At 63.7% G+C, this 25,651-nt stretch carries 20 protein-coding genes and 3 pseudogenes; 11 read left to right on the top strand and 12 right to left on the bottom strand.

What is annotated here, in order from left to right; genetic code table 11:
• Nucleotides 1–15 precede the first annotated feature (15 nt).
• A complete protein-coding gene (coxB, locus tag NL528_RS04890; protein ID WP_309181590.1) occupies nucleotides 16–855 on the bottom strand; it encodes a cytochrome c oxidase subunit II in 840 nt (279 codons plus the stop codon).
• Nucleotides 856–1,401: 546 nt separating this feature from the next.
• Here coxB and NL528_RS04885 point away from each other — a divergent pair.
• The 5 genes and pseudogenes from NL528_RS04885 to NL528_RS04865 all read left to right on the top strand — a co-directional run bounded on the left by NL528_RS04885 (nucleotide 1,402) and on the right by NL528_RS04865 (nucleotide 5,452).
• Nucleotides 1,402–1,950, top strand: coding sequence for an invasion associated locus B family protein (locus NL528_RS04885; protein WP_309181589.1), 549 nt, complete (start codon nucleotides 1,402–1,404; stop codon nucleotides 1,948–1,950).
• 219 nt (nucleotides 1,951–2,169) lie between these two features.
• Nucleotides 2,170–3,594 carry a metalloprotease TldD gene (gene tldD, locus NL528_RS04880; RefSeq protein ID WP_309181588.1) on the top strand — a complete coding sequence of 475 codons (1,425 nt, stop codon included), beginning with the start codon at nucleotides 2,170–2,172 and terminating at the stop codon, nucleotides 3,592–3,594.
• Nucleotides 3,594–4,367 carry a signal peptidase I gene (gene lepB / locus NL528_RS04875; RefSeq protein ID WP_309181587.1) on the top strand — a complete coding sequence of 258 codons (774 nt, stop codon included), beginning with the start codon at nucleotides 3,594–3,596 and terminating at the stop codon, nucleotides 4,365–4,367. The genes tldD and lepB overlap by 1 nt, the downstream gene beginning before the upstream one ends.
• A gap of 11 nt (nucleotides 4,368–4,378) precedes the next feature.
• A pseudogene (locus NL528_RS04870) lies at nucleotides 4,379–4,713 on the top strand (MmcQ/YjbR family DNA-binding protein).
• Between the two features lie 166 nt (nucleotides 4,714–4,879).
• Complete coding sequence (locus NL528_RS04865; RefSeq protein WP_309181586.1) at nucleotides 4,880–5,452, top strand: nucleotidyltransferase family protein; 573 nt, start codon at nucleotides 4,880–4,882, stop codon at nucleotides 5,450–5,452.
• 51 nt (nucleotides 5,453–5,503) lie between these two features.
• Here NL528_RS04865 and NL528_RS04860 read toward each other — a convergent pair whose 3' ends face one another.
• The 4 genes from NL528_RS04860 to NL528_RS04845 all read right to left on the bottom strand — a co-directional run bounded on the left by NL528_RS04860 (nucleotide 5,504) and on the right by NL528_RS04845 (nucleotide 8,593).
• Nucleotides 5,504–5,713, bottom strand: coding sequence for a GDCCVxC domain-containing (seleno)protein (locus NL528_RS04860; protein WP_309181585.1), 210 nt, complete (start codon nucleotides 5,711–5,713; stop codon nucleotides 5,504–5,506).
• A 144-nt stretch (nucleotides 5,714–5,857) separates the two neighbouring features.
• The gene (locus NL528_RS04855; RefSeq protein ID WP_309181583.1) at nucleotides 5,858–6,412 is read right to left on the bottom strand and encodes a PAN domain-containing protein; all 555 of its coding nucleotides are present in this window, start codon (nucleotides 6,410–6,412) and stop codon (nucleotides 5,858–5,860) included.
• A 222-nt stretch (nucleotides 6,413–6,634) separates the two neighbouring features.
• Nucleotides 6,635–8,005, bottom strand: coding sequence for a glutamate--cysteine ligase (locus NL528_RS04850; RefSeq protein ID WP_309181582.1), 1,371 nt, complete (start codon nucleotides 8,003–8,005; stop codon nucleotides 6,635–6,637).
• Between the two features lie 96 nt (nucleotides 8,006–8,101).
• Entirely contained in the window at nucleotides 8,102–8,593 is a 492-nt protein-coding gene (locus NL528_RS04845) for a MarR family winged helix-turn-helix transcriptional regulator (protein WP_309181581.1), read from the bottom strand.
• A gap of 234 nt (nucleotides 8,594–8,827) precedes the next feature.
• On the opposite strand from NL528_RS04845, the gene gstA reads away from it, so the two are divergent.
• Nucleotides 8,828–9,442 (top strand): glutathione transferase GstA, encoded by a 615-nt coding sequence (gstA, locus tag NL528_RS04840; protein WP_309181580.1) that lies wholly within the window; start codon nucleotides 8,828–8,830, stop codon nucleotides 9,440–9,442.
• Between the two features lie 168 nt (nucleotides 9,443–9,610).
• On the opposite strand, the gene NL528_RS04835 is transcribed toward gstA, so the two are convergent.
• From NL528_RS04835 to NL528_RS04820, 4 genes are all read right to left on the bottom strand, one after another.
• Nucleotides 9,611–11,827, bottom strand: a complete 2,217-nt coding sequence (locus tag NL528_RS04835) for an FAD-dependent oxidoreductase (RefSeq protein WP_309181579.1) — start codon at nucleotides 11,825–11,827, stop codon at nucleotides 9,611–9,613.
• Nucleotides 11,828–11,954: 127 nt separating this feature from the next.
• On the bottom strand, nucleotides 11,955–13,163 hold the full coding sequence (locus NL528_RS04830; RefSeq protein WP_309181578.1) for an acetyl-CoA C-acetyltransferase: 1,209 nt from the start codon (nucleotides 13,161–13,163) through the stop codon (nucleotides 11,955–11,957).
• A 126-nt stretch (nucleotides 13,164–13,289) separates the two neighbouring features.
• On the bottom strand, nucleotides 13,290–15,080 hold the full coding sequence (locus tag NL528_RS04825) for an acyl-CoA dehydrogenase C-terminal domain-containing protein (protein ID WP_309181577.1): 1,791 nt from the start codon (nucleotides 15,078–15,080) through the stop codon (nucleotides 13,290–13,292).
• A gap of 99 nt (nucleotides 15,081–15,179) precedes the next feature.
• Complete coding sequence (locus NL528_RS04820) at nucleotides 15,180–15,605, bottom strand: nuclear transport factor 2 family protein (protein WP_309181576.1); 426 nt, start codon at nucleotides 15,603–15,605, stop codon at nucleotides 15,180–15,182.
• Between the two features lie 135 nt (nucleotides 15,606–15,740).
• Between NL528_RS04820 and NL528_RS04815 the strand changes: the two genes are divergently transcribed.
• The 5 genes from NL528_RS04815 (at nucleotide 15,741) to NL528_RS04795 (ending at nucleotide 22,934) form a co-directional block, all read left to right on the top strand.
• Nucleotides 15,741–16,328 (top strand): PadR family transcriptional regulator, encoded by a 588-nt coding sequence (locus NL528_RS04815; RefSeq protein WP_309184805.1) that lies wholly within the window; start codon nucleotides 15,741–15,743, stop codon nucleotides 16,326–16,328.
• A 258-nt stretch (nucleotides 16,329–16,586) separates the two neighbouring features.
• Entirely contained in the window at nucleotides 16,587–20,012 is a 3,426-nt protein-coding gene (locus NL528_RS04810; protein WP_309181575.1) for a hypothetical protein, read from the top strand.
• 211 nt (nucleotides 20,013–20,223) lie between these two features.
• Nucleotides 20,224–20,964, top strand: a complete 741-nt coding sequence (locus NL528_RS04805) for a hypothetical protein (protein ID WP_309181573.1) — start codon at nucleotides 20,224–20,226, stop codon at nucleotides 20,962–20,964.
• Between the two features lie 261 nt (nucleotides 20,965–21,225).
• Nucleotides 21,226–22,152 carry a sulfite exporter TauE/SafE family protein gene (locus NL528_RS04800; protein WP_309181572.1) on the top strand — a complete coding sequence of 309 codons (927 nt, stop codon included), beginning with the start codon at nucleotides 21,226–21,228 and terminating at the stop codon, nucleotides 22,150–22,152.
• Complete coding sequence (locus tag NL528_RS04795) at nucleotides 22,149–22,934, top strand: TIGR02186 family protein (RefSeq protein ID WP_309181571.1); 786 nt, start codon at nucleotides 22,149–22,151, stop codon at nucleotides 22,932–22,934. The genes NL528_RS04800 and NL528_RS04795 overlap by 4 nt, the downstream gene beginning before the upstream one ends.
• A gap of 153 nt (nucleotides 22,935–23,087) precedes the next feature.
• On the opposite strand, the gene NL528_RS04790 is transcribed toward NL528_RS04795, so the two are convergent.
• The 3 genes and pseudogenes from NL528_RS04790 to NL528_RS04780 all read right to left on the bottom strand — a co-directional run.
• The gene (locus NL528_RS04790; RefSeq protein ID WP_309181569.1) at nucleotides 23,088–24,440 is read right to left on the bottom strand and encodes a divalent metal cation transporter; all 1,353 of its coding nucleotides are present in this window, start codon (nucleotides 24,438–24,440) and stop codon (nucleotides 23,088–23,090) included.
• Nucleotides 24,441–24,530: 90 nt separating this feature from the next.
• A pseudogene (locus NL528_RS04785) lies at nucleotides 24,531–24,812 on the bottom strand (MBL fold metallo-hydrolase); the annotation flags it as partial.
• 57 nt (nucleotides 24,813–24,869) lie between these two features.
• Nucleotides 24,870–24,920: pseudogene (locus NL528_RS04780) on the bottom strand (hypothetical protein); the annotation flags it as partial.
• Nucleotides 24,921–25,651: the final 731 nt, after the last annotated feature.

Raw genomic sequence — 25,651 nt, 5'->3', positions numbered from 1 at the left:
GCTAAAGCTGTCGGCTTACTGCGCGGCCTGACCAGCCGAGGCGAACGAATTCGCCGGATTGGTCGCAAACTTCTTCTTCGCAGCCTCAGCCCAGCTCGCGAATTCCTGATCGTTCACGACCCGTACCGCGATCGGCATGAAGGCGTGATCCTTGCCGCACAGTTCCGAGCACTGGCCGTAATACATGCCGAGCTTGGTGGCCTTGAACCAGGTCTCGTTGAGACGGCCGGGCACCGAGTCGATCTTGATGCCGAAGGCCGGCACCGCGAAGGAGTGGATCACGTCGGCGCCGGTGGTCTGGATCCGGATGATCTTGTTGATCGGCACCACCATCTCGTTGTCGACGCCGAGCAGCCGCGGCTGCTTGTCCTGCGCCAAGAGCGAATCGAACTCGAACTTGCCGTTATCGGGATAGGCGTAGCTCCAGTACCACTGCTTGCCGGTCGCCTTGATAGTCAGGTCGGCCTTCGGGATATCGAGTTCCTGGAACAGCAGGCGGAACGACGGCACCGCGATGCCGACCAGGATCAGCACCGGAATCAGCGTCCAGGCCACTTCGATCAGCGTGTTGTGGGTGGTCCTGGAGGGGACCGGATTGGCCTTGGCGTTGAACTTCACCACCACGATGATGAGCAGCGCGAGCACGAACAAGGTGATGACCGTGATCAACACGAACAGGAAGTTATGGAACCAGGTGATGTTCTCCATCACCGGCGAGCCGGCTTCCTGCAGCTTGTATTCCCACGGCGCAGGCTGCCCCAATTCGGCGAATGCCGTCCCGCTGGCGGCGAGCGTCATGCCTGCCACCGCTAATCCCAGCAAATGCCGGCCCATCTGGCCCTTCGACATCTTCATGCCGCTCGCGCTCCCTTGATAAATCCCCAAAGCATCCCCGGCCGAATGGCCGGAAATGCCGCACGATCCGCCCTGACAAACGGCCTTACGACGTACTCTATGAGTGCACCTTGTAAGCACACTTTAGGAGCACTCGAGCCAGATCGCTAGAACGCGTCGAAATCCAGCCTCTCAAACCATAATTCGCAGGCTCTCGCAATGCAGTAGTGGGACGCAAAGCCATGCGTCACGGGCTAATCTCCGGATGTCACATTTTCCCGGTAAATCAGGCCAAAGCCGCACTTTTGGCGGATAGCGCCGCTTGACAGCCGGATTGCCGGATGTAGGCACAGATGGGGTGCTTCACAGGAACCTGATTCGCAGGTCCTGAGCGGCCCCGCCGGGCGCGGCAATGCTGGAAGGATGCCTTCAAGGCGCCGTCATTACGGTATCAGTCGGTTCGCGTGCTGTCCGGCCGGGCCCAACGGGAATATCGCCGGCTTGGCCCTTGGAAATACCGGCCTTTGGAAACCAGGGGCCTTGGAAAATATCAGAGGATCGACCCGGATGGGGCGTTCGAAACATCAGGCGAGACTGAAAGCGCGGTCAGGATGGGCGCCCACCCGCTGGCTGGACAGCTTGCTGGCCATAGCCTTGCTGCTCGGCATGACCCAGGCGGCCAGCGCGCAAGGCGCGGTGCGGTCGGTCCATGGCGACTGGCAGATCCGCTGCGACACCCCGCCGGGCGCGCAGGGCGAGCAATGCGCCCTGATCCAGAGCGTGGTAGCCGAAGACCGCTCCAACGCCGGCCTCACCGTGATCGTGCTGAAAACCGCCGACCAGAAGAGCAAGCTGATGCGGGTGGTCGCCCCGCTCGGCGTGTTGCTGCCCTCGGGCCTCGGCCTGAAACTCGACAATGTCGACGTCGGCCGCGCCGGTTTCGTCCGCTGCCTGCCGAACGGCTGCGTTGCCGAAGTCGTGATGGACGAGAAATTGCTCGGGCAGCTGCGAACCGCCAAGACCGCGACATTCATCATCTTCGAGACCCCGGAAGAGGGGATCGGGTTTCCGCTAAGCCTGAACGGGCTCGGCGAGGGGTATGACAAGTTGCCCTAGGGGTATTCTTCAGCCGCCAGGACCCTCCCTATTTGTGGCCACAGTGCCTATCTTCAACATTCGTCGCCCCGGCGAAGCGAAGCGCGAGCCGGGAGTCATAGCCACAGGTTGCCGTGTTGTAAGATGAGCCCGCCGCGAGTCTATGCTTAAACACTGGAACCTGTGGTTATGGGTCCCCGCATTCGCCGGGACGACTGGAACAATCGTGTTGGAGACGTCATGACCAATCTCGCCACAACCTCCCTCGTCGACCGCGCCAATCTCGACCGCGATGCCGTCCGCCGCGAGATCGCGCGGGGGCTCGAGGGGGCCGACGACGGCGAATTGTTCCTGGAATATGGCCAGACCGAAGCCTTGATGTTCGACAATGGCCGGCTGAAGCAGGCAACCTATGACACCTCGCAGGGATTTGGCTTGCGCGCGGTCAAGGACGACGCGGTCGGCTATGCGCATTCGTCCGACGTGTCCTTGCCGGCGCTGATGCGCGCGGCGGACGCAGTGTCAGCCGTCCGCGGCGGCTATTCGGGCTCGTTGGCAGCTGCCCCCGCGCACACCAACGTCAAACTCTATAGCGACGACAACCCGCTGGATGGACCGGGCTTCGAGAGCAAGGTCAAGCTGCTCGCCGAGATCGACGCCTATGTCCGCGACAAGGATCCGCGGGTGCGGCAGGTCTCCGCCAGCCTCAGCGCCACCTGGCAGGTGGTCGAGATCGTGCGCCCGGACGGCGAGAGCTATCGCGACATCCGCCCCCTGGTGCGGGTCAATATTTCCGTGGTCGCGGGCCAGGGCGACCGCCAGGAAAGCGGCAGCAAGGGCTATGGCGGCCGCGAAGGCTATGCGCGCTTCATCGAAACCAAGGCGTGGCGGGAAGCGGCCGACGGCGCGATCCGCGAGGCGCTGGTCAATCTGGAATCGGTTCCCGCACCCGCAGGCGAAATGGACGTGGTGCTTGGCGCCGGCTGGCCCGGCGTGATGCTGCATGAGGCGGTCGGCCATGGGCTTGAAGGCGATTTCAACCGCAAGCAGACCTCGGCTTTCGCCGGCCTGATGGGCAAGCAGGTCGCGGCCAAGGGCGTCACCGTAGTCGACGACGGCACGATGGCTTCCAGACGCGGCTCGCTGTCGATCGACGACGAGGGCACGCCGACCAACCGCACCGTGCTGATCGAGGACGGCATTCTGGTCGGCTACATGCAGGACCGCCAGAACGCGCGGCTGATGAACATGAAGCCGACCGGCAACGGCCGCCGCCAGAGCTACGCGCATGTGCCGATGCCGCGCATGACCAACACCTACATGCTGTCAGGCCAACGCGACCCCGCGGAAATCCTGGCCTCGGTGAAGAACGGTATCTACGCCGCCAATTTCGGCGGCGGCCAGGTCGACATCACCTCGGGCAAATACGTGTTCCAGTGCACCGAGGCCTACAGAATAGAGAACGGCAAGCTCGGCGCGCCCCTGAAAGGCGCAATGCTGATCGGCAACGGGCCGACCGACCTGCACAGAATAACCATGATCGGCAACGATCTTGCGCTGGATACCGGAATCGGCACCTGCGGCAAGAACGGCCAGGGCGTGCCGGTCGGCGTCGGCCAGCCGACGCTGCGGATGGAACGGATTACGGTTGGAGGAACGGGCTAGTGAGCACCGATAGCGAACCATCAGCCGCAGCAAAACCTACGAGCTGGCGCGCCCAGGCGGTCCAGCTCGTCGCCATCGTCATGGCCGTGTTCGTCGCCAAGGGCGCACTGGCCGAGCCGTTTTACGTGCCGTCCGGCTCGATGGAGCCGACGCTCTTGATCGGCGACGCGCTGCTGGCGTCGAAATATCCGTACGGCTACGGTGCGGCGTCGTTGCCGATCCAGATCACGCTGCCGGAAACCGGCCGCGTGTTCGGCGAGACGCCGAAGCGCGGCGACGTCGTGGTGTTCCGCTGGCCCGGCGACCGTTCGCAGGCCTGGGTCAAGCGCGTGGTCGGACTGCCCGGCGATCGCATCCAGATGCGGCAGGGCCAGCTCTTCATCAACGACCATGCCGCGACGCTGAAGCCCGACGGCCTTGGCGAGGCGGAAGACGATTCCGGCAGCAGCGAGCGGGCCTATCGCTATATCGAGACGCTGCCGAACGGCGTCACCCACGCGATCTTCAAGATGCGCGACAACGGCCAGCTCGACAACACGCCGGAAATCACCGTGCCGGCCGGAAAACTGTTCGTGCTCGGCGATAACCGCGACAACTCGGCCGACAGCCGCGTTGCCGTGCGCGATGGCGGCGTCGGCCTGTTGCCGATCGACAATCTGGTCGGCCGCGCCGACGCGGTGGTCGGATCCTGGGACATGGGCATACGCAGCCAGCCGGTATGGACCTGGCTTTCGGGTTTTCGCCTCGCGCGGTTCTTCACCGCAGTGAATTGAGCCAAGTCCAAATGACCTTCGACGACGTCAGGAAAATCGCACTGGCGTGGCCGGAGGTCGAGGACGGCACCTCCTACGGCACGCCGGCGCTGAAAGTGCGCAAGAAGATGCTGGCGCGCTTGAAGGAAGACGGCGACAGCCTGGTGATGCCGGGCGTTCCCCAGGATGAGCGCGAATGCTGGTGGAGAGCCAGCCAAAAGTATTTTACTTCACCGATCACTACCGCGATTACCCGATGGTGCTGATCCACCTGTCGAAGGCCAAGCGCGCGGCGGTCGAACCGCTGCTGCGCCGGCATTGGCGGACGCTGGCCTCGAAGAAGGCGATTGCGTCGATGGATTCGTAGGTTCTTCCGTCATTGCGAGCGAAGCGAAGCAATCCATCTCTGCCGCGGAAAGAAAGAATGGATTGCTTCGTCGCGGAGTTTATCATCGGGCCCGCCAGAGGCGGGACCCGCTGGCTCCTCGCAATGACGGTAGGAGCATTCGCGTGAGCCAACCCTGCGAACGGCCATGAACCAGGACGAATTCCTCGCCGCAGCGCTGCGCAATCCCGTCAACGAAATCATCGCCGATGAACTGTTTCGCCTGGCGCTGCCGGACGCGTGGATCGTTTCCGGCTGCCTGGTGCAAACGGTGTGGAACGCGCTGACGAACCGCGCGATCGATTACGGCATCAATGACTATGACATCTTCTACTTCGATCCCGACACCTCGTGGGAAGCCGAAGACAGGATCATTCGGCACCTGCAGGGCATATTTGCCAGGCTCAACGTCACCGTCGAAGCACGCAATCAGGCCCGCGTTCATCTCTGGTATCCCGAAAAGCACGGCCTGCCCTACCCGCCGCTCGCTTGTTCGACCGACGGTATCGAGCGCTTTCTCACCAGAAATAACATTGGAATCCGGCGAACGCCTGATAGCTACGACGTCTACGCGCCCGATGGATTTGACGATGTCGCCGGCATGATCGTGCGGCCCAACCGGGCTGCGAATTTTTCGCCTGTGAATTACGAGGCGAAGGCGGCGCGCTGGAAAAAGCTGTGGCCGGAGATCCGTGTGCTACCGGCCGATGCAGCACCGTAAGGCAAGTCCGCTTCGGCCGTCGCGCTTCGAGCCGGTGGACAAGTCCTTTGACTATTTACAGCACGCGTCTTTGCCGCGCTCCTGGATCGGCGGGCACGGCACCGATCCATAGGAACAGAACACGCAACAATCGCCCGGCAGCGGCTTCAGTTTCTCACCGCAGCCCTTGCAGACGTAAAAGAACTGGCAAGCATCCGTCGGCATTTGCTCCGTCGCCTGGAAGCTGCACTGTGGGCAAGTCAGGGTCGATTCGAGTTGCATTGCGCACCCGCTAAAACGACGTCGTTAGTTCGGTGAGCCATTGCGGCAACGCCTGGACCATAACGGCCTCGATACGAAATACGCAATGTTGAGCCCGATTGTTTCGGCGCGGGCAGCGGAATTGCGCGCCGGCGCACGGAGAATTTACCGCACCACGCCCGAACTGAATCCCGCCTTGCGCCGCGGCGGCTTGATCTCTTTCTTTAGATAGCAATGCGCACCCCGGCCGGCGTAGCCCGGCCGCGCATAGGTCCAGGCCCGGCATTTGTTGTCTTCGGTGCAAGCCGCCTTGCAGGCCTCGTCGCCCTCATCGCTTTTGAGTCCAAAATTCCGGTAATCGCCCCCGAACCGGTCGATCGAGGTTTCGACCGTGCTGTTGCGGGGTTCGACCACGCCGGCGCCGCGCACGCCGGAGACGCAGCAATTGTCCTGGATGCGGGCCGGCACGTTGCTCTTGAGCCAGCAAACCGCGCTGGCGCTGATGTCCGTCGGATAGTTGAAACTCCACGCCCGGCAGCGCTTGTCGCGCTCGCAGACCAGCGCGCAATCAGCGGGATCGCCCGAGGTGACCGGGGAACTCAGATAATCGCCACCGGGACGGTCGAAATTGGCCTGCGCCAGCCCCTCGCGCGCAACAATGACGGTCGCCAGAAAGGCGAGCGTCACCACACACGCCCTGAGCAGGCGACCTATCCCCATATCCTGTTGCTTTCGACTGCGCGTCTGTCCCGCGAGCCGTCATTTGACCGCCATCAACCTGTACGGCTGATGAACGGCCCAAAAATGATGCAATGGGCTGATAGCTCTAGCTCCTTGTTTTGACGCGTTTTCTACCGCAGATAAGTCTGCGCAATCTGCGTAAACTTGATTGCTATGCGAACCGGTATCCATCCCGCATCAAGTGCGGGGCAGGCTTTCGCTCTAGAACGCATATTCCTGATAGGCCGGCTCCACGCAGCCGTGCCAGGCGCCGTTGAATTTCTCCAGCATCTCCTCCGCCGGCGTGCGGCCGGAGTCGACGATCTGGTCGAGCGGCTCGAGATGGCGGCCCTCGTCGCGGCCGAGATGATCGACATGGCCGCGGCGGCGCAGTCCCGCATGGGCCAGCGCCAGGCATTCCTTGGCTATCTCGAACAAATAGCGATCCCTGATCCTGGACTTGAAACCGAAACGCGGCACGTCGTCGCGCAACGCCTGACGTTCATGCGCATTCCAGTGCTTTACGATGTCCCATGCCGCGTTCAGGCTGGTATCGTCGTACAGCAATCCGACCCAGAACGCCGGCAGCGCCGGCAGCCGTCCCCACGGCACGCCGTCGGCGCCGCGCATTTCCAGATAGCGCTTCAGCCGCACTTCCGGGAAAATCGTCGAGAGATGGTTGGCCCAGTCCGACAGCGTCGGGCGCTCGCCGGGGAATGCGCAATTCCTGCCGTCGAAGAAGTCGCGGAACGATGAGCCCGCGACGTCGATATAGTCGTCGCCGCGCTTGACGAAATACATCGGCACATCCAGCGCGTAGTCGACCCAGCGCTCGAACCCCATGCCGTCCTCGAACGCCCAGGGGATCATGCCGGAACGCGCATTGTCGGTGTCGCGCCAGATCTCGGAACGGAACGACAGAAAACCGTTGGGCTTGCCTTCCGTGAACGGCGAATTGGCGAACAGCGCGGTCGCGATCGGCTGCAACGCCACCGACACCCGCAATTTCTTGACCATGTCGGCTTCGGAGGAGAAGTCGAGATTGGTCTGCACCGTGCAGGTCCGGTACATCATGTCGAGGCCGTATTTGCCGACCTTCGGCATGTAATTGGTCATGATCTTGTAGCGGCCCTTGGGCATCACCGGAATCTGCGCCCGCGACCATGACGGCGTCATGCCGAGGCCGAGGAAGCCGATCCCCAACGGCGTTGCGATCTCGCGCACCTGCGCCAGATGCGCCATCAGTTCCGACTGGGTCTGATGCACGGTCTCGACCGGCGCACCCGACAGTTCGAACTGACCGCCGGGCTCCAGCGAAATCGCGCCGCCGCCGGTGACGTCGTAAAGCCCGATGATGCTGCCGCGCTCCATGATCGGCTCCCAGCCGAGCAGCAGCTTCATGCCCTCCAGCAGCGCGCCGATGCCGCGCGCACCCTCGTAAGGCACGGGTTCGCGGCCCTGCAGCGTGAAGGGGGTTTTCTCGTGCTCGGTGCCGATCCGGAACTCGGACGGCGGCTTCACGCCCGCTTCCAGCCACGCAACTAATTCGTCGCGCGATTGCAGCGGCGTCATATCGATCTGGTCACGCGCCATAAAAAATCCGGATGTGGGGCGATTCGACCGAACGCGCCGTGTGGCAGGGGCATCCACGAACCCCGGGGCTCGCGGATGCAGATGGTAAAAACGATATCATCGGGCCGGTACGCCGTCTCTTGCGGCGGCGGCCGGCTTGGCCTCGCTGCAGGAGCAACCCAGCCGGTCGAGCAGACCGCAGAGTTTGACGGCATCGGCATCGGACAATTTGGAGCCGACGTATTTTTCGATCGCGGCGGAATAGGCGTTCCACATTTTCTTCTGCAGTTCGCGCCCGGCTTCCGTGATCTCGACGAACAGGCCGCGCTTGTCGATCTTGCATTCGCGCCGCGCCGCCAGCCCCTCGTCGACCAGACGGTCGATCAGCCGCGAGGTCGAGTATTGCGGCAGCAGCATTTGCTTTTCCAGTTCGACCGGGCGCATTTCGCCGGACGGCGCGCGCGACAATTCGAGCAGCGCATCATACCAGGCCAGCGGCGGAAAGCCGGCCTTCTTCAAATCCTGTTCGACGCAGTCCAGCACCCGACTCTGCACCCGCATCAGGCGGATCCAGGCGGCGGTCACCTCGGTCGATGGTTTGCGTTTCATGGTCTAGTCCATACCTGTCACAGGCAAGTGTACCGCACTAAATGCAGCTGCATCAATCTTGACTATTTCATGCATATGCATTTAGTCATTCCGCAGCGTTTTCAAGCGAAGTAGGTCCGGTTCGCGTGAAGAAAACGCGTCAAAATGACGATTTTGAGCCTGGTCGGTTCTGATCCGATCAGAACCGACCAGGCTCAAGGGCCTTAGCCAATAATCCGAGGGAAGGAAAATCCTATGAAATTGTATTATTCACCCGGTGCCTGTTCGCTCTCCCCCCATATCGCGCTGCTGGAGGCCGGTCTCTCCTACGATCTGGTCAAAGTCGACCTGCGGGCCAAGAAGCTGGAAAACGGTGACGATTTTCTGAAGATCAATCCGAAGGGCCAGGTGCCGGCGCTGGCGCTCGACAGCGGCGAACTGGTGACCGAAGGCCCGGTCATCGTGCAGATGATCGCCGACAAGGCCAGGGACAAGAACCTCGCGCCGGCCCGCGACAGCACCGAGCGCTACAAGCTGCTGGAGTGGCTCAACTTCATCACCACCGAATTGCACAAGAATTTCGGTCCGATGTTCTCGCCGGTGCTGGCCGACGACGCCAAGGCCTTCTTCAAGGACCGGGTGATGGGCAAGTTCAAGTATGTCGACAGCCAGCTTGGCGGCGGCGAGTATCTGATGGGCAAGCACTTCACCGTTGCCGACGGCTACCTGTTCACCATGCTGTCCTGGGCCGACCGGATGAAATTCGACCTCTCGGGCTTGCCGAATCTTTTGGCCTACAAGGCCCGCGTCGGCGCCCGCCCGATGGTCCAGGAAGCGCTCACCAAGGAAGGCCTGATGAAGGCGGCGTGAGCTTTCAGCGACAATAAAATATGCGAAGGGCCGGATCGATGATCCGGCCCCTTTTTGTTGATCCATCGTTGCCGTCATTCCGGGGCGATGCGCAGCATCGAACCCGGAATCTCGAGATTCCGGGTCTGGTGCTGACGCACCATCCCGGAATGACGGGACCCGATTGCGTTACGCCGCGGCCTGCTTCTTCGGCGGGAAGCGGCCGTAGAAGGTCTCGCCCTTCGCTGCCATCTCGACCAGGAGTTTCGGCGGGGTGAAGCGGGAGCCATATTTGGCCTCCAACTTGTGGCACAATTCGACGAATTTTTTCGTGCCCATGAAGTCGATATAGGACAGCGCACCGCCAGTGAACGGGGCAAAGCCGAAGCCTAGGATCGAGCCGACGTCGGCTTCGCGCGGATCGACGATCACGTGATCCTCCACCGTGCGCGCGGCCTCCACCGCCTGCACCACCAGGAAGCGCTGCTTCAATTCCTCGACCTCGAGCGTGTCGGGATCGAGATGCTTGGGCTGCAGGCCCGCCAGTCCAGCCCACAGGCTCTTCTGGCCCTTGCCCTTTTCGGGATAGTCGTAAAAGCCCTTGCCGTTCTTGCGGCCGAAGCGGCCCTGCTTCTCCACCATCTCGACCATCAGCTTCTTCTGCGCCTGGTCGATGGCGTTCGGACCGAGATCGGCCTCGGTCGCCTTCATGATCTTGAGGCCGAGATCGAGGGCTACCTCATCCGACAGCGACAGCGGCCCGACCGGCATGCCCGCCATCCTGGCGGTGTTCTCGATCATCGCCGCCGGCACGCCTTCGAGCAGCATCTCGCTGCCTTCGGCGATGTAGCGCATCACGCAGCGGTTGGCGAAGAAGCCGCGTGAGTCGTTGACGACGATCGGCGTCTTGCCGATCACGCGGACATAATCCAGCGCGGTGGCGAGCGCGACGTCGCCGGTGTTCTTGCCGACGATGATCTCGACCAGCATCATCTTCTCGACCGGCGAGAAGAAGTGGATGCCGACGAATTTGCCCTGGTCCTTGAACTCCTCGGCCAGCGAGGTGATCGGCAAGGTCGAGGTGTTGGAGGCGAAGATCGCGCCGTCCTTCAACAGCGGCTGCGCCTTGGCGTAGGTTTCCGCCTTCACCTTGCGGTCCTCGAACACCGCTTCGATGACGAGATCGCAATCTTTCAGGACATTATAGTCGGCGGTGGCGCTGATGCGGCCCAGAATGGCGTCGCGGTCGCTTTCCTTGGCGCGGCCCTTCTTGATCAGATCGTCGATAACCGATTGCGCGTGGCCCTTGCCCTTGTCGGCGCTCTCCTGGTCGCGGTCGATCAAGACCACGTCGATGCCGGCGCGCGCCGAGACATAGCCGACGCTGGCGCCCATGAAACCGGCGCCGATCACGGCGAGCTTCTTGACTTTGGTCGGCGGCACGTTTGGCGGACGCCGCGCGCCTTTGTTCAATTCCTGCATCGACAGGAACAGGCTGCGGATCATCGCTGCGGCTTCCTTGGAGCGCAGGATCTGCGTGAAGTAGCGCGACTCGACGCGTAATGCGGCGTCGATCGGCAACTGCAGGCCTTCATAGACGCAACTCATGATGGCGCGCGCGGCTGGATAATTGTCAAAGGTTTCGCGGCGGAAGATGGCGTTGCCGGCCGGGAACATCTGCATGCCGGCCTTGGAGAACACCGGGCCGCCGGGCAGCTTGAAACCCTTCTCGTCCCAGGGTGCGATGGCCTTGCCGCCGCCCTTGATCCAGTCTTTTGCCGCCTTGATCAGGTCGGCCTGGGGAACGATGGCGTGAATCAGATTGAGCGCCTTGGCCTTGTCGAGATTGATCGCTTCGCCCTTGAGCAGCAACTGCATCGCATCCTGCGGCGAGACGATGCGCGGCACGCGCTGGGTGCCGCCGGCGCCGGGGAACAGGCCGACCTTGATTTCGGGCAGTCCGAGGCGGGTTTTGGGATTTTCGGCGGCGACGCGGTAGTGACAGGACAGCGTTAGTTCGAAACCGCCGCCGAGCGCCAGGCCGTTGATCGCTGCGACCCACGGCTTGCCCGAGGTTTCGATGGAGCGGAACACCAGCGAGAACCGGCGGCTCTGGTCGAACAGCATCTGGTTGGCGGCAACTTCACCCTTGGCCTGGAGCATTTCGGCATAGCTGCGGCTCATGCCCTCCAGCATCGATAGATCGGCGCCGGCGGACAACGCCTCCTTGCCCGAGGTGATGACGACGCCCTTCACGGCGGCATCGGCCGAGGTCTGCTTCACGATCTCCTCGAGTTCGTTGACCGAGGTCTCGTCCAGCACGTTCATCGAACGGCCGGGCGTATCCCATGTCACCAACGCAATGCCGTCGGCGTCGGTTTCGATCTTGAAATTGTTGAAGGCCATGTTGGTCGCTCCCAATGCGAAATCGTATTCTGACCGTAGGGTGGGCAAAGGCGCGCTTCGCGCCGTGCCCACCATTTTGATCGGTGTCTGTCCTGGTGGGCACGCTACGCTTTGCCCACCCTACGTTCTAGACCCGCTCGATAATCGTCGCCGTACCCATGCCGCCGCCGATGCACAGCGTCACCAGCGCGGTTGATTTATTGGTGCGCTCGAGCTCGTCGAGCACGGTGCCCAAAATCATCGCCCCGGTCGCGCCGAGCGGATGGCCAAGCGCGATCGCGCCGCCATTGACGTTGATCTTCGAAGGATCGATGTCGAAGGCCTGGATGTAGCGCAGCACCACGGACGCAAAGGCCTCGTTCAACTCGAACAGGTCGATGTCCGACTTCTTCATGCCGGAACGCTCGAACAGCTTTTCGGTGACGTCGACCGGACCGGTCAGCATCATCGCGGGCTCCGAGCCGATATTGGCAAACGCCCGGATTTTCGCGCGCGGCTTCAGGCCGTGCTTGCTACCTGCTTCCTTGCTGCCGAGCAGCACCGCGCCGGCGCCATCGACGATGCCGGAAGAGTTGCCGGCGTGGTGCACGTAGTTGATCTTTTCGACTTCCGGATGCGACTGGATCGCCACCGCATCGAAACCGCCCATCGCGCCGACCGCCGCGAACGAAGCCTGCAACTGGCCGAGCGACTGCATCGTCGTGGTCGGGCGCATGTGTTCGTCCTTGGCGAGGAGGGTGAGGCCGTTGATGTCCTTCACCGGCACCACCGAATTCTTGAAGCGGCCCTCGTCCCAGGCCTTGGCCGCGCGCTGCTGGCTCTGCACCGCATAGGCGTCGACGTCGTCGCGGGAGAAACCGTATTTGGTCGCGATCAAATCGGCCGAGACGCCTTGCGGCATGAAATAGGCCGGCACCGCGATCGAGGGGTCCATCGGCCAGGCGCCGCCGGAGGCGCCGATGCCGACGCGGCTCATGGATTCGGCGCCGCCGCCGATCACGAGGTCATGCTGGCCGCTCATGATCTGGGCCGCGGCGAAATTCACGGCATCGAGGCCGGAAGCGCAGAAGCGGCTGATCTGGACGCCCGGCACCGCCTCGCCGAGACCGGCCTTCAGCGCCGCGAAGCGCGCAATGTCGGAGCCGGCTTCGCCGACCGGATCGACCACGCCGAGGATGACGTCGTCGACGACGTCTTCGCCAAGGTTGTTGCGCTCCTTCAACGCCTGCAGCGGCACCGTCGCCAGCGCCAGCGCGGTCACCTCGTGGAGCGCGCCATCGGACTTGCCGCGGCCGCGCGGGGTGCGAACGTGATCGTAGATATATGCCTCAGGCATGACGCCCTCCTGATATGAGGATCATAATATATAGCTATCTTTTGTTTGAGCATGATCTTTTCGGAAAACCGGTATCCACTTCTCCGGATCATGCTCGCGAAGCCGCGGGGAAACGGCGAAAGAAACTCAGAACGCTTCCGCCGCCAGTTCCATGGTGGTCGCGCTTCCGGTCTGGATGCGCGCAAGATGTACGGTGGTTTCCGGCAGCATCCGTTCCATGAAGAAGCGGCCGGTCACGAGCTTGGTGGTCAGATAGGATGTGGCGCTGCCGGCCGCAATCTTGTCCAGAGCCACTTTCGCCATTCGCGCCCACATATAGCCAAAGGTGACGAGGCCGAACAATTGCATGTAATCGGTGGCGGCGGCGCCGGCATTGTCGGGTTTCGCCAGCGCATTCTGCATCAGCCAGCCGGTGGCCTGCTGCAGATGGCCGAGCGCGGTCGAGAGCGGCGTCACGTAGGGCTTCATCGCCTCGTCACCACCGTGGTCCTTGGCGAACGCGGCAACCTCGCCAAAGAACGCCATCGCGGCGCGGCCGCCGTCGCGCGGCAATTTGCGGCCGACCAGGTCGAGGGCCTGAATCCCGTTGGCGCCCTCATAGATCATGGCGATGCGGGCATCGCGCACGAACTGCTCCATGCCATGCTCGGCGATATAGCCGTGGCCGCCATACATCTGCTGCGCCAGCACCGCGTTGGAAAACCCGACGTCGGTCATCACGCCCTTCATGACAGGCGTCATCAGCCCCATGTGGTCGTCCGCCTCCTGGCGATCCTTGGGATCGCTGGAGCGGTGGGCCACGTCGCTCTTCAGCGCGGTCCAGATCACCATGGCGCGCGCGGCCTCGTTGAAGGCGCGGATGGTGAGCAGCGTGCGCCGCACGTCGGGATGCACGATGATCGGATCGGCCGGCTTGTCGGCCGCCTTGGCGCCCGTCAGCGAACGGCCCTGCAGGCGCTCGCGGGCATAGGCCACCGCATTCTGATAGGCGACTTCGGATTGCGCGAGCCCCTGCACGGCGACGCCGAGGCGGGCCTCGTTCATCATCACGAACATGCCCTGCATGCCCTTGTTCTCTTCGCCGATCAGCCAGCCGGTGGCGCTGTCGTAGTTCATCACGCAGGTCGAATTGCCGTGGATGCCCATCTTGTGCTCGATCGAGCCGCAGGAAACGCCGTTGCGCTGCCCCAGCGAGCCGTCGGCATTGACCAGGATTTTGGGCACCACGAACAGCGACACGCCCTTGATGCCGGCGGGTGCGCCCTCGATGCGCGCCAGCACCAGATGGATGATGTTGTCGGCGAGATCGTGCTCGCCGGCGGAGATGAAGATCTTGGTGCCCGTGATCTTGTAGCTGCCATCGGCCTGCTTGACGGCCTTGGTGCGCAGCAGGCCCAAATCCGTGCCGCACTGCGGCTCGGTGAGATTCATGGTGCCGGTCCATTCGCCGGCCACCATCTTCGGCACGAACATTTTCTTCTGCTCGGGCTTGCCATGCACAATCAGCGCCGCGGTCGCGCCCATGGTCAGGCCGCCATACATCGAGAACGCCATGTTCGCCGAACTCTGGAATTCGGTGACGGCCTGGCTGAGCGTGACCGGCAGCCCCTGCCCGCCATATTCCGTCGGCGCGGACAAGCCCAGCCAGCCGCCCTCGGTGACCTGCCTGAAGGCTTCCTTGAACCCCTTCGGGGTGGTGACGCTGCCGTCGTCGTGGCGGACACAGCCTTCGAGATCGCCGACCCGGTTGAGCGGCTGCAGCACTTCCTCACTGAGCTTGGCGGCCTCGCCCAAGATGGCCTCGCGTACATCGGCGGAGGCGTCGGTAAAGCCGGGAAGATTGTCGTAGCGATCGATCTGGAACACGTCGTTCAGCAGAAAATTCACGTCCTCAACGGGGGCTTTATAGATCGGCATGGTTTTCTCCCGGCTCGCTGTTCATGCAGCGCAGCAACGTTTGCGTTCCCAAAATGGACCTTAACCGGTTCCGTCGATTCAAGGCACTATTAAAGGCAGTTACGATCGAGACAGTGGTTGCGACTTTGCGACGCCGGCATCGTTTCCCTGCTTCATGAGCTGTTCTCCCATCAGCCGGTGCAGCAGGTTGATCGCCTTGAGCGGGCGCACCATCACCTTGAAATGCGTGATCTTGCCGTCGGCGTCGAAGGTGATGATATCGACGCCGTTGATCCTGATGCCTTCGATTTCTTTTTCGAACTCGAGCACCGCGCCATTGGCGTTGCGCCATTCGCCGACATAGGCGAAGCCCGGACCGCCCAGCACCTTTTCAGCACTCGCGAGATATTTGAACGTGATGTCGCGGCCGCGTTGCGGCGTATGCACGACGGGACTCTCGAACACTGCATCGGGGTGGAGCAGATCCCACAGCGCCGCGGTGTCGTGGGACTTCATATAGCTGTACCAATTGTCGAGCCCGGTCATTGGGACATCTCCTCTGGGCGAACGTGCGGTGCCCGGCTTTGGGGTGGGTTCAGTCTGACCGTTGATATGCACATTGACGCATATGCGCCTATGTGCATAAAGTCAAGGATGATGGTCGAAAAGGAGTGGCGGCCGATGGCGCTTGGCGACGCGATCCTCGCATGCCTGACCGAACGTCCGATGACGGGCTATGAACTCGCCAAGACGTTCGATGCCTCGATCGGTTTCTTCTGGAAGGCCGACCATCAGCAGATCTATCGCGAGCTCTCGCGGCTGCGCGACCGTGGCCACGTGCAGGGCCGCGAGGTCGTGCAGTCGGGCAAGCCGAACAAGCTGGTCTACACCCTCACGCCAGAGGGCAGAGCCGCGCTGAGGCATTGGGCCGCCCGGCCGAGCAGTCCGGCTTCGATGAAGGACGACCTGCTGGTGCGGCTTTACGCGCTCGACAGTGTCGACGTCGAGCCGTTGCGCGACGATCTGATGGCACGGCTGGAGCACCACCGCGACCGCCTCGCCCGCTACGAACGCCTTCTCACCAAGCGCTTCCCGCAAGGAACCGCGTCCGCGGCGGATACCGGCAAGCTGCTGCTGCTGCACATGGGACTTCGTCATGAGCGTAGCGTGGCCGAGTGGTGCGAAGAGGCCATCGACGCCTTGTCTGCCATTTCCAGCCGGGCGAACTTGGTGCCGCTCGCGGACAGCCAACACGACAGCAACGGCTGAGCTGCCGCGACCGGGCTGATCGGGACGGCGCCTGGAACCCGGCTTTGGCCGCAACGCCTCGGCACGCCCCTCGATTGTTCCGCCAGCGGCAACTTTACTGGCCCAAATGCCCAAACCTTAACCCGTTATTTACCGTAACGCGAAAAAGTCAGGATCTGAGGCAGACGACCTGCGCGGAATTCGATTGTCTCTTCGTTGGGACGCGCGGGGAGGCTGCAGGCGCAGGGTGTGGGCGCCGGAGCGGAACCGGATCTGAGCATGAATTCGCGCGTATCGTGGAGTGTTGACGGCATCGATCCATCCGTCCGCGAAAGGGCCGAGGCAGCCGCGCGCCGCGCCGGCATGACCTTGAGCGACTGGCTCAATTCCACCATCGGCGAATCAGCCCCTCCCGTGTTCCGCAGCGCGCCCTACGATCAACGGCCGGCGATGCCGAGCCAGGAAAGCCGCGACGTCGCCGACATTCACCAGCGGCTGGATTCGATCACGCGGCAGATCGAACAGATTTCGCAGCCGAGACCGCGGAGCGAAACGGCCCCGCGCAGCGAAAATGCGCCGCGCAATGAGGCGCCCCGCAGCGAGCCGTCCGTCGCCCGGCAGCTGAACGACGCCATCTCACGTCTCGACGCGCGGCTGTCGCAGATTTCAAACCCGGCCCCGGTGCGCCAGACCCAGACCCAGGACAGGCAGCGCCAGTCCGAGGCGGTCGAGCGCGCGGCCGCCCAGGTCTATCGTCCCTCGCCGCCGCTGAGCCCGGCCTCGTTCGATTCGGCGATCGCAGAAATCGCGGCGCGCCAGAACGAACTCGATGGTCCGCTGCCCCGGCAGATGCCGCCGCGCAACCCTCCGCCGATCGCCCCGGTTGCGCCGCCGTTGGCGGCTTACGCTCCCCCGCCGGCGCCGCAGCCTGCGCCTTCGGGCCCGGATTTCTCCTCGCTCGAACGTCATCTGATCAAGATCACCAGCCAGATCGAGGCGCTGCAGCGCCCCGACCATGTCGAGCAGTCGATCGCCACGTTCCGCAGCGAACTCGCCGAAATCCGCGCCGCCATCACCGAAGCGATGCCGCGCCGCGCGATCGAATCGATCGAGAACGAAATCCGCTCGCTGTCGCGCCGCATCGACGAAAACCGGCAGAACGGCACCGACGGCCAGGCGCTTTCCGGCATCGAGCGCGCGCTCTCCGAAATCCGCGAGGTGCTGGGCTCGCTGACCCCGGCCGAGCAACTCGCCGGCTATGACGAGGCGATCCGCAATCTCGGCGCCAAGCTCGATCTGATTCTGCGCGCCAATGACGATCCGTCGACCGTCCAGCAGCTCGAGGGCGCGATCGCCGCATTGCGCGCCATCGTCTCCAACGTCGCTTCCAACGACGCGCTGGCGCGGCTTTCCGAAGACGTGCACACGCTGGCGTCCAAGGTCGATCAGCTGTCCCGTTCCAACAACAACAGCGATTCCTTTGCAGTCCTCGAACAGCGCATCGCCGCGCTGAGCTCGACGCTGGAAAGCCGTGAGCGACCGGCCGCGAGCGATAATTCGGAACAGATCGAAGCCGCGCTGCGGGCACTGACCGAACGGCTCGACCGGATGCCGGTCGGCAACGACAACGCTTCGGCGTTTGCCCATCTCGAACAACGCGTGTCGTATTTGCTGGAGCGGATCGAGTCCTCCACCGGCGATGGCTCCGGCAATCTCGGGCGGGTCGAGGACGGGCTGCAGGACATCCTGCGCAGCCTCGAACGCCAGCACGCGAACCTAGTTGCGCTCGCCGATAACACCCGCAACGTCAGCGCGCCGGCACCGCTGTCGATGGACCCGGACCTCGTCGATATCGTCAAGCGCGAATTGTCCGACATCCGTTTCAGCCAGTCGGAAACCGACCGCCGCACCCAGGATTCGCTGGAGACGGTTCACAACACACTCGGCCATGTGGTCGATCGCCTGGCGATGATCGAAGGCGATCTGCGCGCGGTCCGCGCCGCGCCGCCGGTGGCGCCGCAGCCGATGATGGCGCCGCCGGCGCCAGCGCCCGAATGGATCGAGCCACGCGTGGAAGCGCGGACCGAAACGCCCCGGGTCGCGATGCCGCCGCAGGCCTTCGTGCCGCAGCCCAAACCCGAATTGCCGAATCCCGCCGCCGCGCAGGAGCATTTTGCGGCCGCGCCGCGCGAATTCCATGCCGTGCAGCCGCCGGCCATACCCGCCGCCGCCCCCGCGACGCCGCGCGCGATCAGCGAAATCCTGGAGCCGCACGCAGCACCTCAGCGCGTTGCGATCGAGCCGGAATTGCCGCCGGACCATCCGCTGGAGCCGGGTACCCGGCCGACGGCGCGGATGTCTTCGCCCTCCGAGCGCATCGCAGCCTCGGAAAGCGCGATCAGCGAAATTCCGGCCGCCAAGAAAGAGCCCGTCAGCACCTCGAGCTTCATTGCCGCCGCACGCCGCGCCGCCCAGGCCGCCGCGGCTCAGCCCGTCAATGAGAAGGCCGCGCGCGCGGCGTCGAAGGCCGCCGCCAAGGACAAATCCAAGGAGAAATCCAAGGTCAAAATCGCGGTTGAGGGCCAGGCGCCCTCGACCGTCACCTCGAAGATCCGTTCGCTGCTGGTTGGCGCGAGCGTGGTCGTGATCGTGCTCGGCACCTTCAAGATGGCGATGAGCCTGCTCGACACCGGCAGCGCGCCGCCGATGCCGGCGATGGAAAATTCGAGCGAGCAGACCGCCCCGCCGCCGCCGCCCGCCGACACTAGCGCGCAGCCCGCGATGCCGGCGCCCGCGGCGCCGTCGATCACCTCGCCGACCCCGATCGGCCGGCAATCCAACAACAGTTCCGCACCCAACACGCTGGACAGCGCGCAGGTTGCGATCCCGCAAGCAACGGCCTCGCCGCTCGCGGCCAGCGACATCACCGGCGCGATCCCGACGACGCCGACCCCCGGCAAACTGGCCACCGTGCAGGTGCCGCCGACCGAGCGGCTGCCTGACGGCATCGGCGGACCGAACTTGCGCGCCGCGGCGCTGAAGGGCGATCCGACCGCGGCCTACGAGATCGGCGTGCGCTTTGCCGAGGGCAAGGGCATTGCGCCGAATCTGGACGAAGCAGCGAAATGGTATGACCGCGCGGCGCAGGCCGGCGTGGTGCCCGCGATCTTCCGGCTCGGGACCTTCTACGAGAAGGGCATGAGCGTGAAAAAGGACGTTGATACCGCGCGGCGCTACTATCTGCAGGCGGCCGAGCGCGGCAACGCCAAGGCGATGCATAATCTGGCCGTGCTCGACGCCGACGGCGGCGGCCAGGGCGCCAATTACAAGGGCGCGTCGCAATGGTTCCGCAAGGCGGCCGATCGCGGCGTCGCCGACAGCCAGTTCAACCTCGGCATCCTCTATGCCCGCGGCATCGGAGTCGAACAGAACCTCGCCGAGTCCTTCAAGTGGTTCAGCCTGGCCGCAAGCCAGGGCGATGCCGACGCCGGCCGCAAGCGCGACGATATCGCCAAGCGGCTCGACGCCCAGTCGCTCGCCGCGGCAAAGCTCGCGATCCAGACCTTTACGGCCGAGCCGCAGCCCGACGACGCCGTCAATGTGGCGACCCCGCACGGCGGCTGGGACAGTGCTCCCGCACAGGCCAATGTGACCAAGCCCGCCGCCAGGCCGGCTCCGGCCAAGCGCACCGCCGCCGCGCATTAAGGCGTTGAGCGACGCCGCCCAGGCGCCGCCGGATGTACCTCAGCGATGAACCCGTGTAGATAAGCGCGCCACCAAGGGTGTGCGCGCGATCTTGCCGAACGCTGTCGCGCGCAGCCTTGAACTCCGAGGATCGAATTGGAGTAGTGAGTTGTCTGCCGATGACCCTCAGGACGACGCAAGCCACTTTCGAAGGTCGCCGACAGGCCCTTCGGTGGCCCCACCACGCAAGCCGATCGACCGGCCTGTGGCGCGGCCGCTTCGCGCCGCCGGCAACCTGCGGCGTCTTGGGTCGGTTCTGATCTTGATGCTGCTGCTTTCCGGCGTCGGCGTCCGCGCCTACCGGGACCTTTCGCGGCCGGAGGCCTGGGCCTACTGGAAAGATCAATACTACGCTCCGAGCCTGACTTCCGCCCTGATCGCCCAAGTCAACGTCAAACCCAATATCGATGGCCGGCCCGCCCTCGCCATCAGCGGCAGGATCGGCCCAGCCGCCGCGAGCTGGTTCCGCGACCGGCTCGACGAGGCCCATCTCGCGGCCGGCGATGTCATCCTGCTGTCGTCTCCAGGCGGCGATTTGAACCAGGCCATCATCATGGGCGAGGTCGTTCGATCGCGCGGGCTGGTCACCGCCGTTGGCGTCGCCGACGCTTCGGGCCGCATCAAGCCGTCCTATTGCGCCAGCGCCTGCGTATTCGTCTATGCTGGCGGGAAAACCCGCTACGGCCTCGATGGCTCGGCCCTGGGAGTCCACCGCTTTGTGACCTCGACGCCCGGGCGCGACCCCGTCGCCGACACCCAGCGGACCGCGGGGATGGTCTTGAGCTATGTGACCAAGATGGGCGTCTCCTCGGCCATCGTGGAAGCCATGTCGGAGACCAGGGACGTCCGCTGGCTCGGCACAAAGGAAGCTTCCGCGATGAACCTCATCACCGATCCGCTTCGGGCGCCGTGAGTCCTCCACCCACGCATTAATCCTGATTATTCACCACACCCGAAGGCGCGTGGGGCTTTGCGGCAAAAAAAGCCCCGCGGGCGGATTCTTTAGTCCCTCCGACCTCAGATTTCGGTTATGCAAAGATGCGGCGCCCGATCCGCGCTCGCCCGTTTTGCGCGCGCGAGATGCGGATTTCGCCGCCGGCAAATGCCCGATCAAGAATCCATGCCGTGAAGCGGCCCTCGGCCGGCTCGCGGCGCAATCATAAAAGCGACCCGCGTGCAGCTGTATCTCCCGATCGCCGACATTCCGGTCAATGTTTTCCTCATCCTGGCGATGGGCGCGGCGGTTGGTTTCGTTTCCGGCATGTTCGGCATCGGCGGCGGTTTTCTGATGACGCCGCTCCTGATCTTCGTCGGCATCGCGCCCGCGGTCGCGGTCGCCTCGGTCGCGAGCCATATCGCGGCCTCCTCGTTCTCCGGCGCGATATCCTATTGGCGGCGGCGCGCCATCGATCCGATGCTGGCGCTGGTGCTTCTGAGTGGCGGCAGTATCGGCACCGCGCTCGGGGTGTGGACCTTCACGCAGCTGCGCGCGCTCGGCCAGCTCGATCTGCTGATCGCGCTGTCCTATGTGATCCTGCTGACCGCCGTCGGCGGGCTGATGTTCTGGGAAGGCCTGCGCGCGCTGCTGCGGGCCAGGCGCGGCGGCGCGGCACCGGCGCGCCGCTCCGGCAGCCATGGCTGGGTTCATGGCTTGCCGCTGAAGATGCGCTTCAAGCGCTCGAAGATCTATCTGTCGGTCATTCCCATCATCGTGGTCGGCCTGGTGATCGGCTTCATCGGCGCGGTGATGGGCATCGGCGGCGGCTTCATCCTGGTGCCGCTGATGATCTATCTGTTGCGGGTGCCGACCTCGACCGTGATCGGCACCTCGATGGTGCTCACGCTGGTCACCATGGTGTTTGCCACCCTGCTGCATGCGGTCACCAATCATCTGGTCGACGCCGTGCTGGCGCTGATCCTGATGGTCGGCGGCGTCACCGGCGCGCAGTTCGGCGCCCGTGCCGGGCAAAAAATCCGCGGCGAACATCTGCGCCTGCTGCTCGGGCTTTTGGTTCTCGCCGTCGGCGTCCGCTTCGCTATTGAACTCGTGATCCGGCCCGAGGATCTCTTCACCATCCGGGAAACCGGAGGCACCGGATGACCGCGCGCGTCCGCCTCACGCTCGCGGGCCTGGCACTGGCTGCGGCGCTGGCGGCAACGCCTGTGCGCGCCGAACGGCTGATCGTGTCGGTGTCGAACCATCGCGTGACCGTGACGCCGAACTATTCCGGCGAGGAACTGGTGCTGTTCGGTTCGGTCGAAAAAGACGCCACGACCCCGGCCAGCCGCAACAATTACGATCTCGTGGTCACCGTTGCCGGCCCGCGGGCCGACATGGTGACGCGCCGCAAGGAACGCAAATTCGGCATCTGGATCAACACCGACTCGCGGCAGTTCCTGCAGGTGCCGACCTATCTCGCACTGTTTTCTAACCGCCCCTTCGACGCCATCGCCTCGCCCGAGGTGCAGCGGCGCCAACAGCTCGGCCTCAACAATGTGCTGCTGACCCAACGTGTCGGCCCCGACTATGCCGACGTGGTACCGAACGACGCGTTCCGCAGCGCCTTCGTGCGGCTGCGCAGCGAACACGGGCTCTATCGCGAGGCGACCTCGGCGGTGACGTTCCTGACGCCGACGCTGTTTCGCACCGGCATTCCGCTGCCGGCCGCGGTGCCGATCGGCACCTATGACGTCGAGATCAAACTGTTTGCCGACGGCGCGCTGGTGACCAAGACCGAGACCGCGTTCGAAATCGTCAAGGTCGGCTTCGAACAGTTCGTCGCCACCACCGCGCGCCAGAACGGTTTTATCTACGGGCTGGTGACCGCGTTCATGGCGCTGATGACGGGCTGGATGGCGTCCATTGTGTTCCGGAAGGATTAGACGTCATCCCTGCGTGAGCGCAATTGCGCTCATCGCTGGAGGTGCGAGCTCTTGCGAGCCTCGAAGGATGACTAGCTCGGTGCCTGCTGCCATCCTTCGAGGCTCGCCGAAGACGGCGAGCACCTCAGGATGACGTTCGCGTATGTGGCTCAGCTACGTATTACCTCCGACAAAAACCCCGACCCCCATCGCCAGCACGCTGAGCAGCATCGCCGCAGTCGACAGCCATCCGAGCCAATAGAGCGGACCAGCGATGACGAAATGGCCCATCACGTCCTTGCGGCGGGACATGATCATCAACAGCACCATCACGGGAACGGCGAGCACGCCGTTGACGACCGCGCTCCAGTACAGCGCCGAGATCGGATTGATCGGGCTGAAATTGAGCGCGATCCCTATTCCCGCCGACAGCGCCAGCACCGCGTAGAACGCCACCGCTTCCTTGGGCTTGCGTGCGAGCCCGACCGGCCATCGCCGGCCCTCGCCGACGGCATAGGCGGTGGCGCCGCCGAGCACCGGGATCGCCAGCAGGCCAGTGCCGATGATGCCGAGCGCAAAGATCACTTCGGCGAATGCGCCGGCGATTGGACGCAGCGCCTCTGCGGCTTGCGCCGAGGTCTGGATATCGGTCTTGCCCGCCGCATGCAGCGTCGCGGCGGCAGTGACGATGATCGACAGCGCGATTAGATTGGAGAACGCCATTCCGACCACGGTGTCGGCGCGGATGCGATTGAATTCCCTTTGCGCGCCGTAATGCTTGTCGATCAATGGCTGCTTGTGCACATCGACGCGCTGGTCCTCGGCTTCCTGCGAGGCCTGCCAGAAAAACAGATAGGGCGAGATGGTGGTGCCGAAGATCGCAACGATGGTGGTGAAATAGTCCGCGCTCCAGGTCAGCCGTGGAACCAGCACGCCGGCCAGCGCCTCGCCCCACGAGACATGCGCGAACGCGAGTGCGGCGACATAGGCGAACAGGCTGAGCGTCAGCCATTTCAGCACCGACACGTAGCGTTTGTAGTCGAGAAAAATCTGCGCCACGACCGATATCACGCCGAAAACCACGACATAGATGATGCCATGTCCACCGATCAGCAATTTGGTCGCATCCGCCATGGCCGCGAGATCGGCCGCGATGTTGACGGTGTTGGCGATGAACAGCAGCGCCACCACGACATTGAGCAGCCACGCCGAATAGTAGCGGCACACATTGCCCGAGATGCCGTGCCCGGTGACGCGGCCGACCCGTGCGGAAATTTCCTGGATCGCCACCATCAGCGGAAAGGTCAGCAGCATGGTCCAGCCGATGCCGTAGCCGAGCTGCGCGCCGGCCTGGCTGTAGGTGCCGATCCCCGAAGGATCGTCGTCGGATGCACCGGTGATTAATCCCGGCCCGAGCGCCTTGACGACGTCGCGAAAGCGAAACGGCTGATGCGGCTCGGCCTTCGGGGCCGGCTTGTCGCCGGGCTTCTTGTGGTTCTTCGCGGTGATCTTCCTGAGTTGCGTCATACCCGGTCCAGTCGCCGCGATAACGAACCGGGCAAGCTCCGGTTCCTGCAGCATCTTAACCGAAGGCGCGGGCTATTTCATTGCGCAGTATCAAGCGCGAGACGACGGCTCGATGACCGTTGCGACGCCGGGCTCCAGAATCCGCAACCGCGCCCCAAAGCCGAGTGTATCAAAGGACGCGCGCAGATCGCTCGCGCTCTGGCGGAAATGCGCCCATCCATCGGTATGAACGGGCACGATCACGGCGTCCGGAAACGCGCGCGCCGTCTCGATGGTGTCATTGGTGTCGATGGTCAGATGGAACGGTCCGCGGGTCTGCGCCGCGCCCGCGAATGGCAGCACCACGCCCGCCTTGAAGCGTTTTGCGACCTCGACGCCTGCCTCTCGATAGCGTTCAAGCCATTTGTAACCCGTCTTCCGGCTCACTCCGAAGCGGCGGCATGTCACAGCAAACGCCTCCTCTCGCTGAACAACCGACATCACAAACCGCATCCGTTCATCCACGGCACAGGTCTCCATCCAACCCATCGGCAAGGCCCTCCTCGCCGAGTATTTGACCTGTTACCCATGTCGCCGGTCTATTGTGTTACCTATGTAGCCGGTTTGGACCACGATCCGACCTCTCCCTATGGGAGAGGTGAAGATAAAGCCGAGATCTCCCCGCTTCGTCATTGCGAGCCAACGGGTCGCGCGAATGCGCGCCCGATGACAGGCTCCGCGAAGCAATCCATCTCTCAGCTTGTGGAGGCATGGATTGCTTCGTCGCTATCGCTCCTCGCAATGACGGGTTGAAGCGTCTGATTCAAATTTCAAACAGCAAGGGATATGCATCCGCGTTCTCGCGGCGCATTGCGCCCGAGGCTTGCGTCGATTTCGACCCTCTCGAGAACAGAGGGCGCAGGGAAAGCCGGGCGCCGATTGCACCCGCGGTCGTGCGCACAACAAGCGCACGAGTGGACCACAGGTTCAACCGGGTCACCCCGGCTTTCCCCGCGCGAAGGGTTACGGCTTACTTCGTGCTCTCCCCGGTGACCGGCTTGTTTGCCACCGTCGCCTTGCGGATGACAGATCCATCTCAAACCCGGTCGGGTGAAATGCATCTTGCGCAAAACTTGACGCCAGCATCGGGGCGCCAGGACCACACGACTTCACCGTCCGCGACCATCAGCGCCAAAGGTCTTGCCGGGCCTCGTGCCGCCCGGCGAGTTCTG

The sequence above is a fragment of the Bradyrhizobium sp. Ash2021 genome (genome assembly GCF_031202265.1).
GTDB lineage: Bacteria > Pseudomonadota > Alphaproteobacteria > Rhizobiales > Xanthobacteraceae > Bradyrhizobium.
Note: the sequence above shows the minus strand (reverse complement) of the source record. Positions and strands in the feature narration are given on the sequence as shown.

What these genes read in the sequence shown, in the direction of transcription:
- NL528_RS04815 (WP_309184805.1), top strand. Translation starts at nt 15,741, where the DNA reads ATGGCGCTTGGCGACGCGATCCTCGCATGCCTGACCGAACGTCCGATG.
- NL528_RS04830 (WP_309181578.1), bottom strand. Translation starts at nt 13,163, where the DNA reads ATGCCTGAGGCATATATCTACGATCACGTTCGCACCCCGCGCGGCCGC.
- NL528_RS04825 (WP_309181577.1), bottom strand. Translation starts at nt 15,080, where the DNA reads ATGCCGATCTATAAAGCCCCCGTTGAGGACGTGAATTTTCTGCTGAAC.
- gstA (WP_309181580.1), top strand. Translation starts at nt 8,828, where the DNA reads ATGAAATTGTATTATTCACCCGGTGCCTGTTCGCTCTCCCCCCATATC.
- NL528_RS04810 (WP_309181575.1), top strand. Translation starts at nt 16,587, where the DNA reads ATGAATTCGCGCGTATCGTGGAGTGTTGACGGCATCGATCCATCCGTC.
- NL528_RS04835 (WP_309181579.1), bottom strand. Translation starts at nt 11,827, where the DNA reads ATGGCCTTCAACAATTTCAAGATCGAAACCGACGCCGACGGCATTGCG.
- NL528_RS04795 (WP_309181571.1), top strand. Translation starts at nt 22,149, where the DNA reads ATGACCGCGCGCGTCCGCCTCACGCTCGCGGGCCTGGCACTGGCTGCG.
- coxB (WP_309181590.1), bottom strand. Translation starts at nt 855, where the DNA reads ATGAAGATGTCGAAGGGCCAGATGGGCCGGCATTTGCTGGGATTAGCG.
- NL528_RS04855 (WP_309181583.1), bottom strand. Translation starts at nt 6,412, where the DNA reads ATGGGGATAGGTCGCCTGCTCAGGGCGTGTGTGGTGACGCTCGCCTTT.
- tldD (WP_309181588.1), top strand. Translation starts at nt 2,170, where the DNA reads ATGACCAATCTCGCCACAACCTCCCTCGTCGACCGCGCCAATCTCGAC.
- NL528_RS04820 (WP_309181576.1), bottom strand. Translation starts at nt 15,605, where the DNA reads ATGACCGGGCTCGACAATTGGTACAGCTATATGAAGTCCCACGACACC.
- NL528_RS04845 (WP_309181581.1), bottom strand. Translation starts at nt 8,593, where the DNA reads ATGAAACGCAAACCATCGACCGAGGTGACCGCCGCCTGGATCCGCCTG.
- NL528_RS04885 (WP_309181589.1), top strand. Translation starts at nt 1,402, where the DNA reads ATGGGGCGTTCGAAACATCAGGCGAGACTGAAAGCGCGGTCAGGATGG.
- NL528_RS04790 (WP_309181569.1), bottom strand. Translation starts at nt 24,440, where the DNA reads ATGACGCAACTCAGGAAGATCACCGCGAAGAACCACAAGAAGCCCGGC.
- NL528_RS04865 (WP_309181586.1), top strand. Translation starts at nt 4,880, where the DNA reads ATGAACCAGGACGAATTCCTCGCCGCAGCGCTGCGCAATCCCGTCAAC.
- NL528_RS04850 (WP_309181582.1), bottom strand. Translation starts at nt 8,005, where the DNA reads ATGGCGCGTGACCAGATCGATATGACGCCGCTGCAATCGCGCGACGAA.
- NL528_RS04860 (WP_309181585.1), bottom strand. Translation starts at nt 5,713, where the DNA reads ATGCAACTCGAATCGACCCTGACTTGCCCACAGTGCAGCTTCCAGGCG.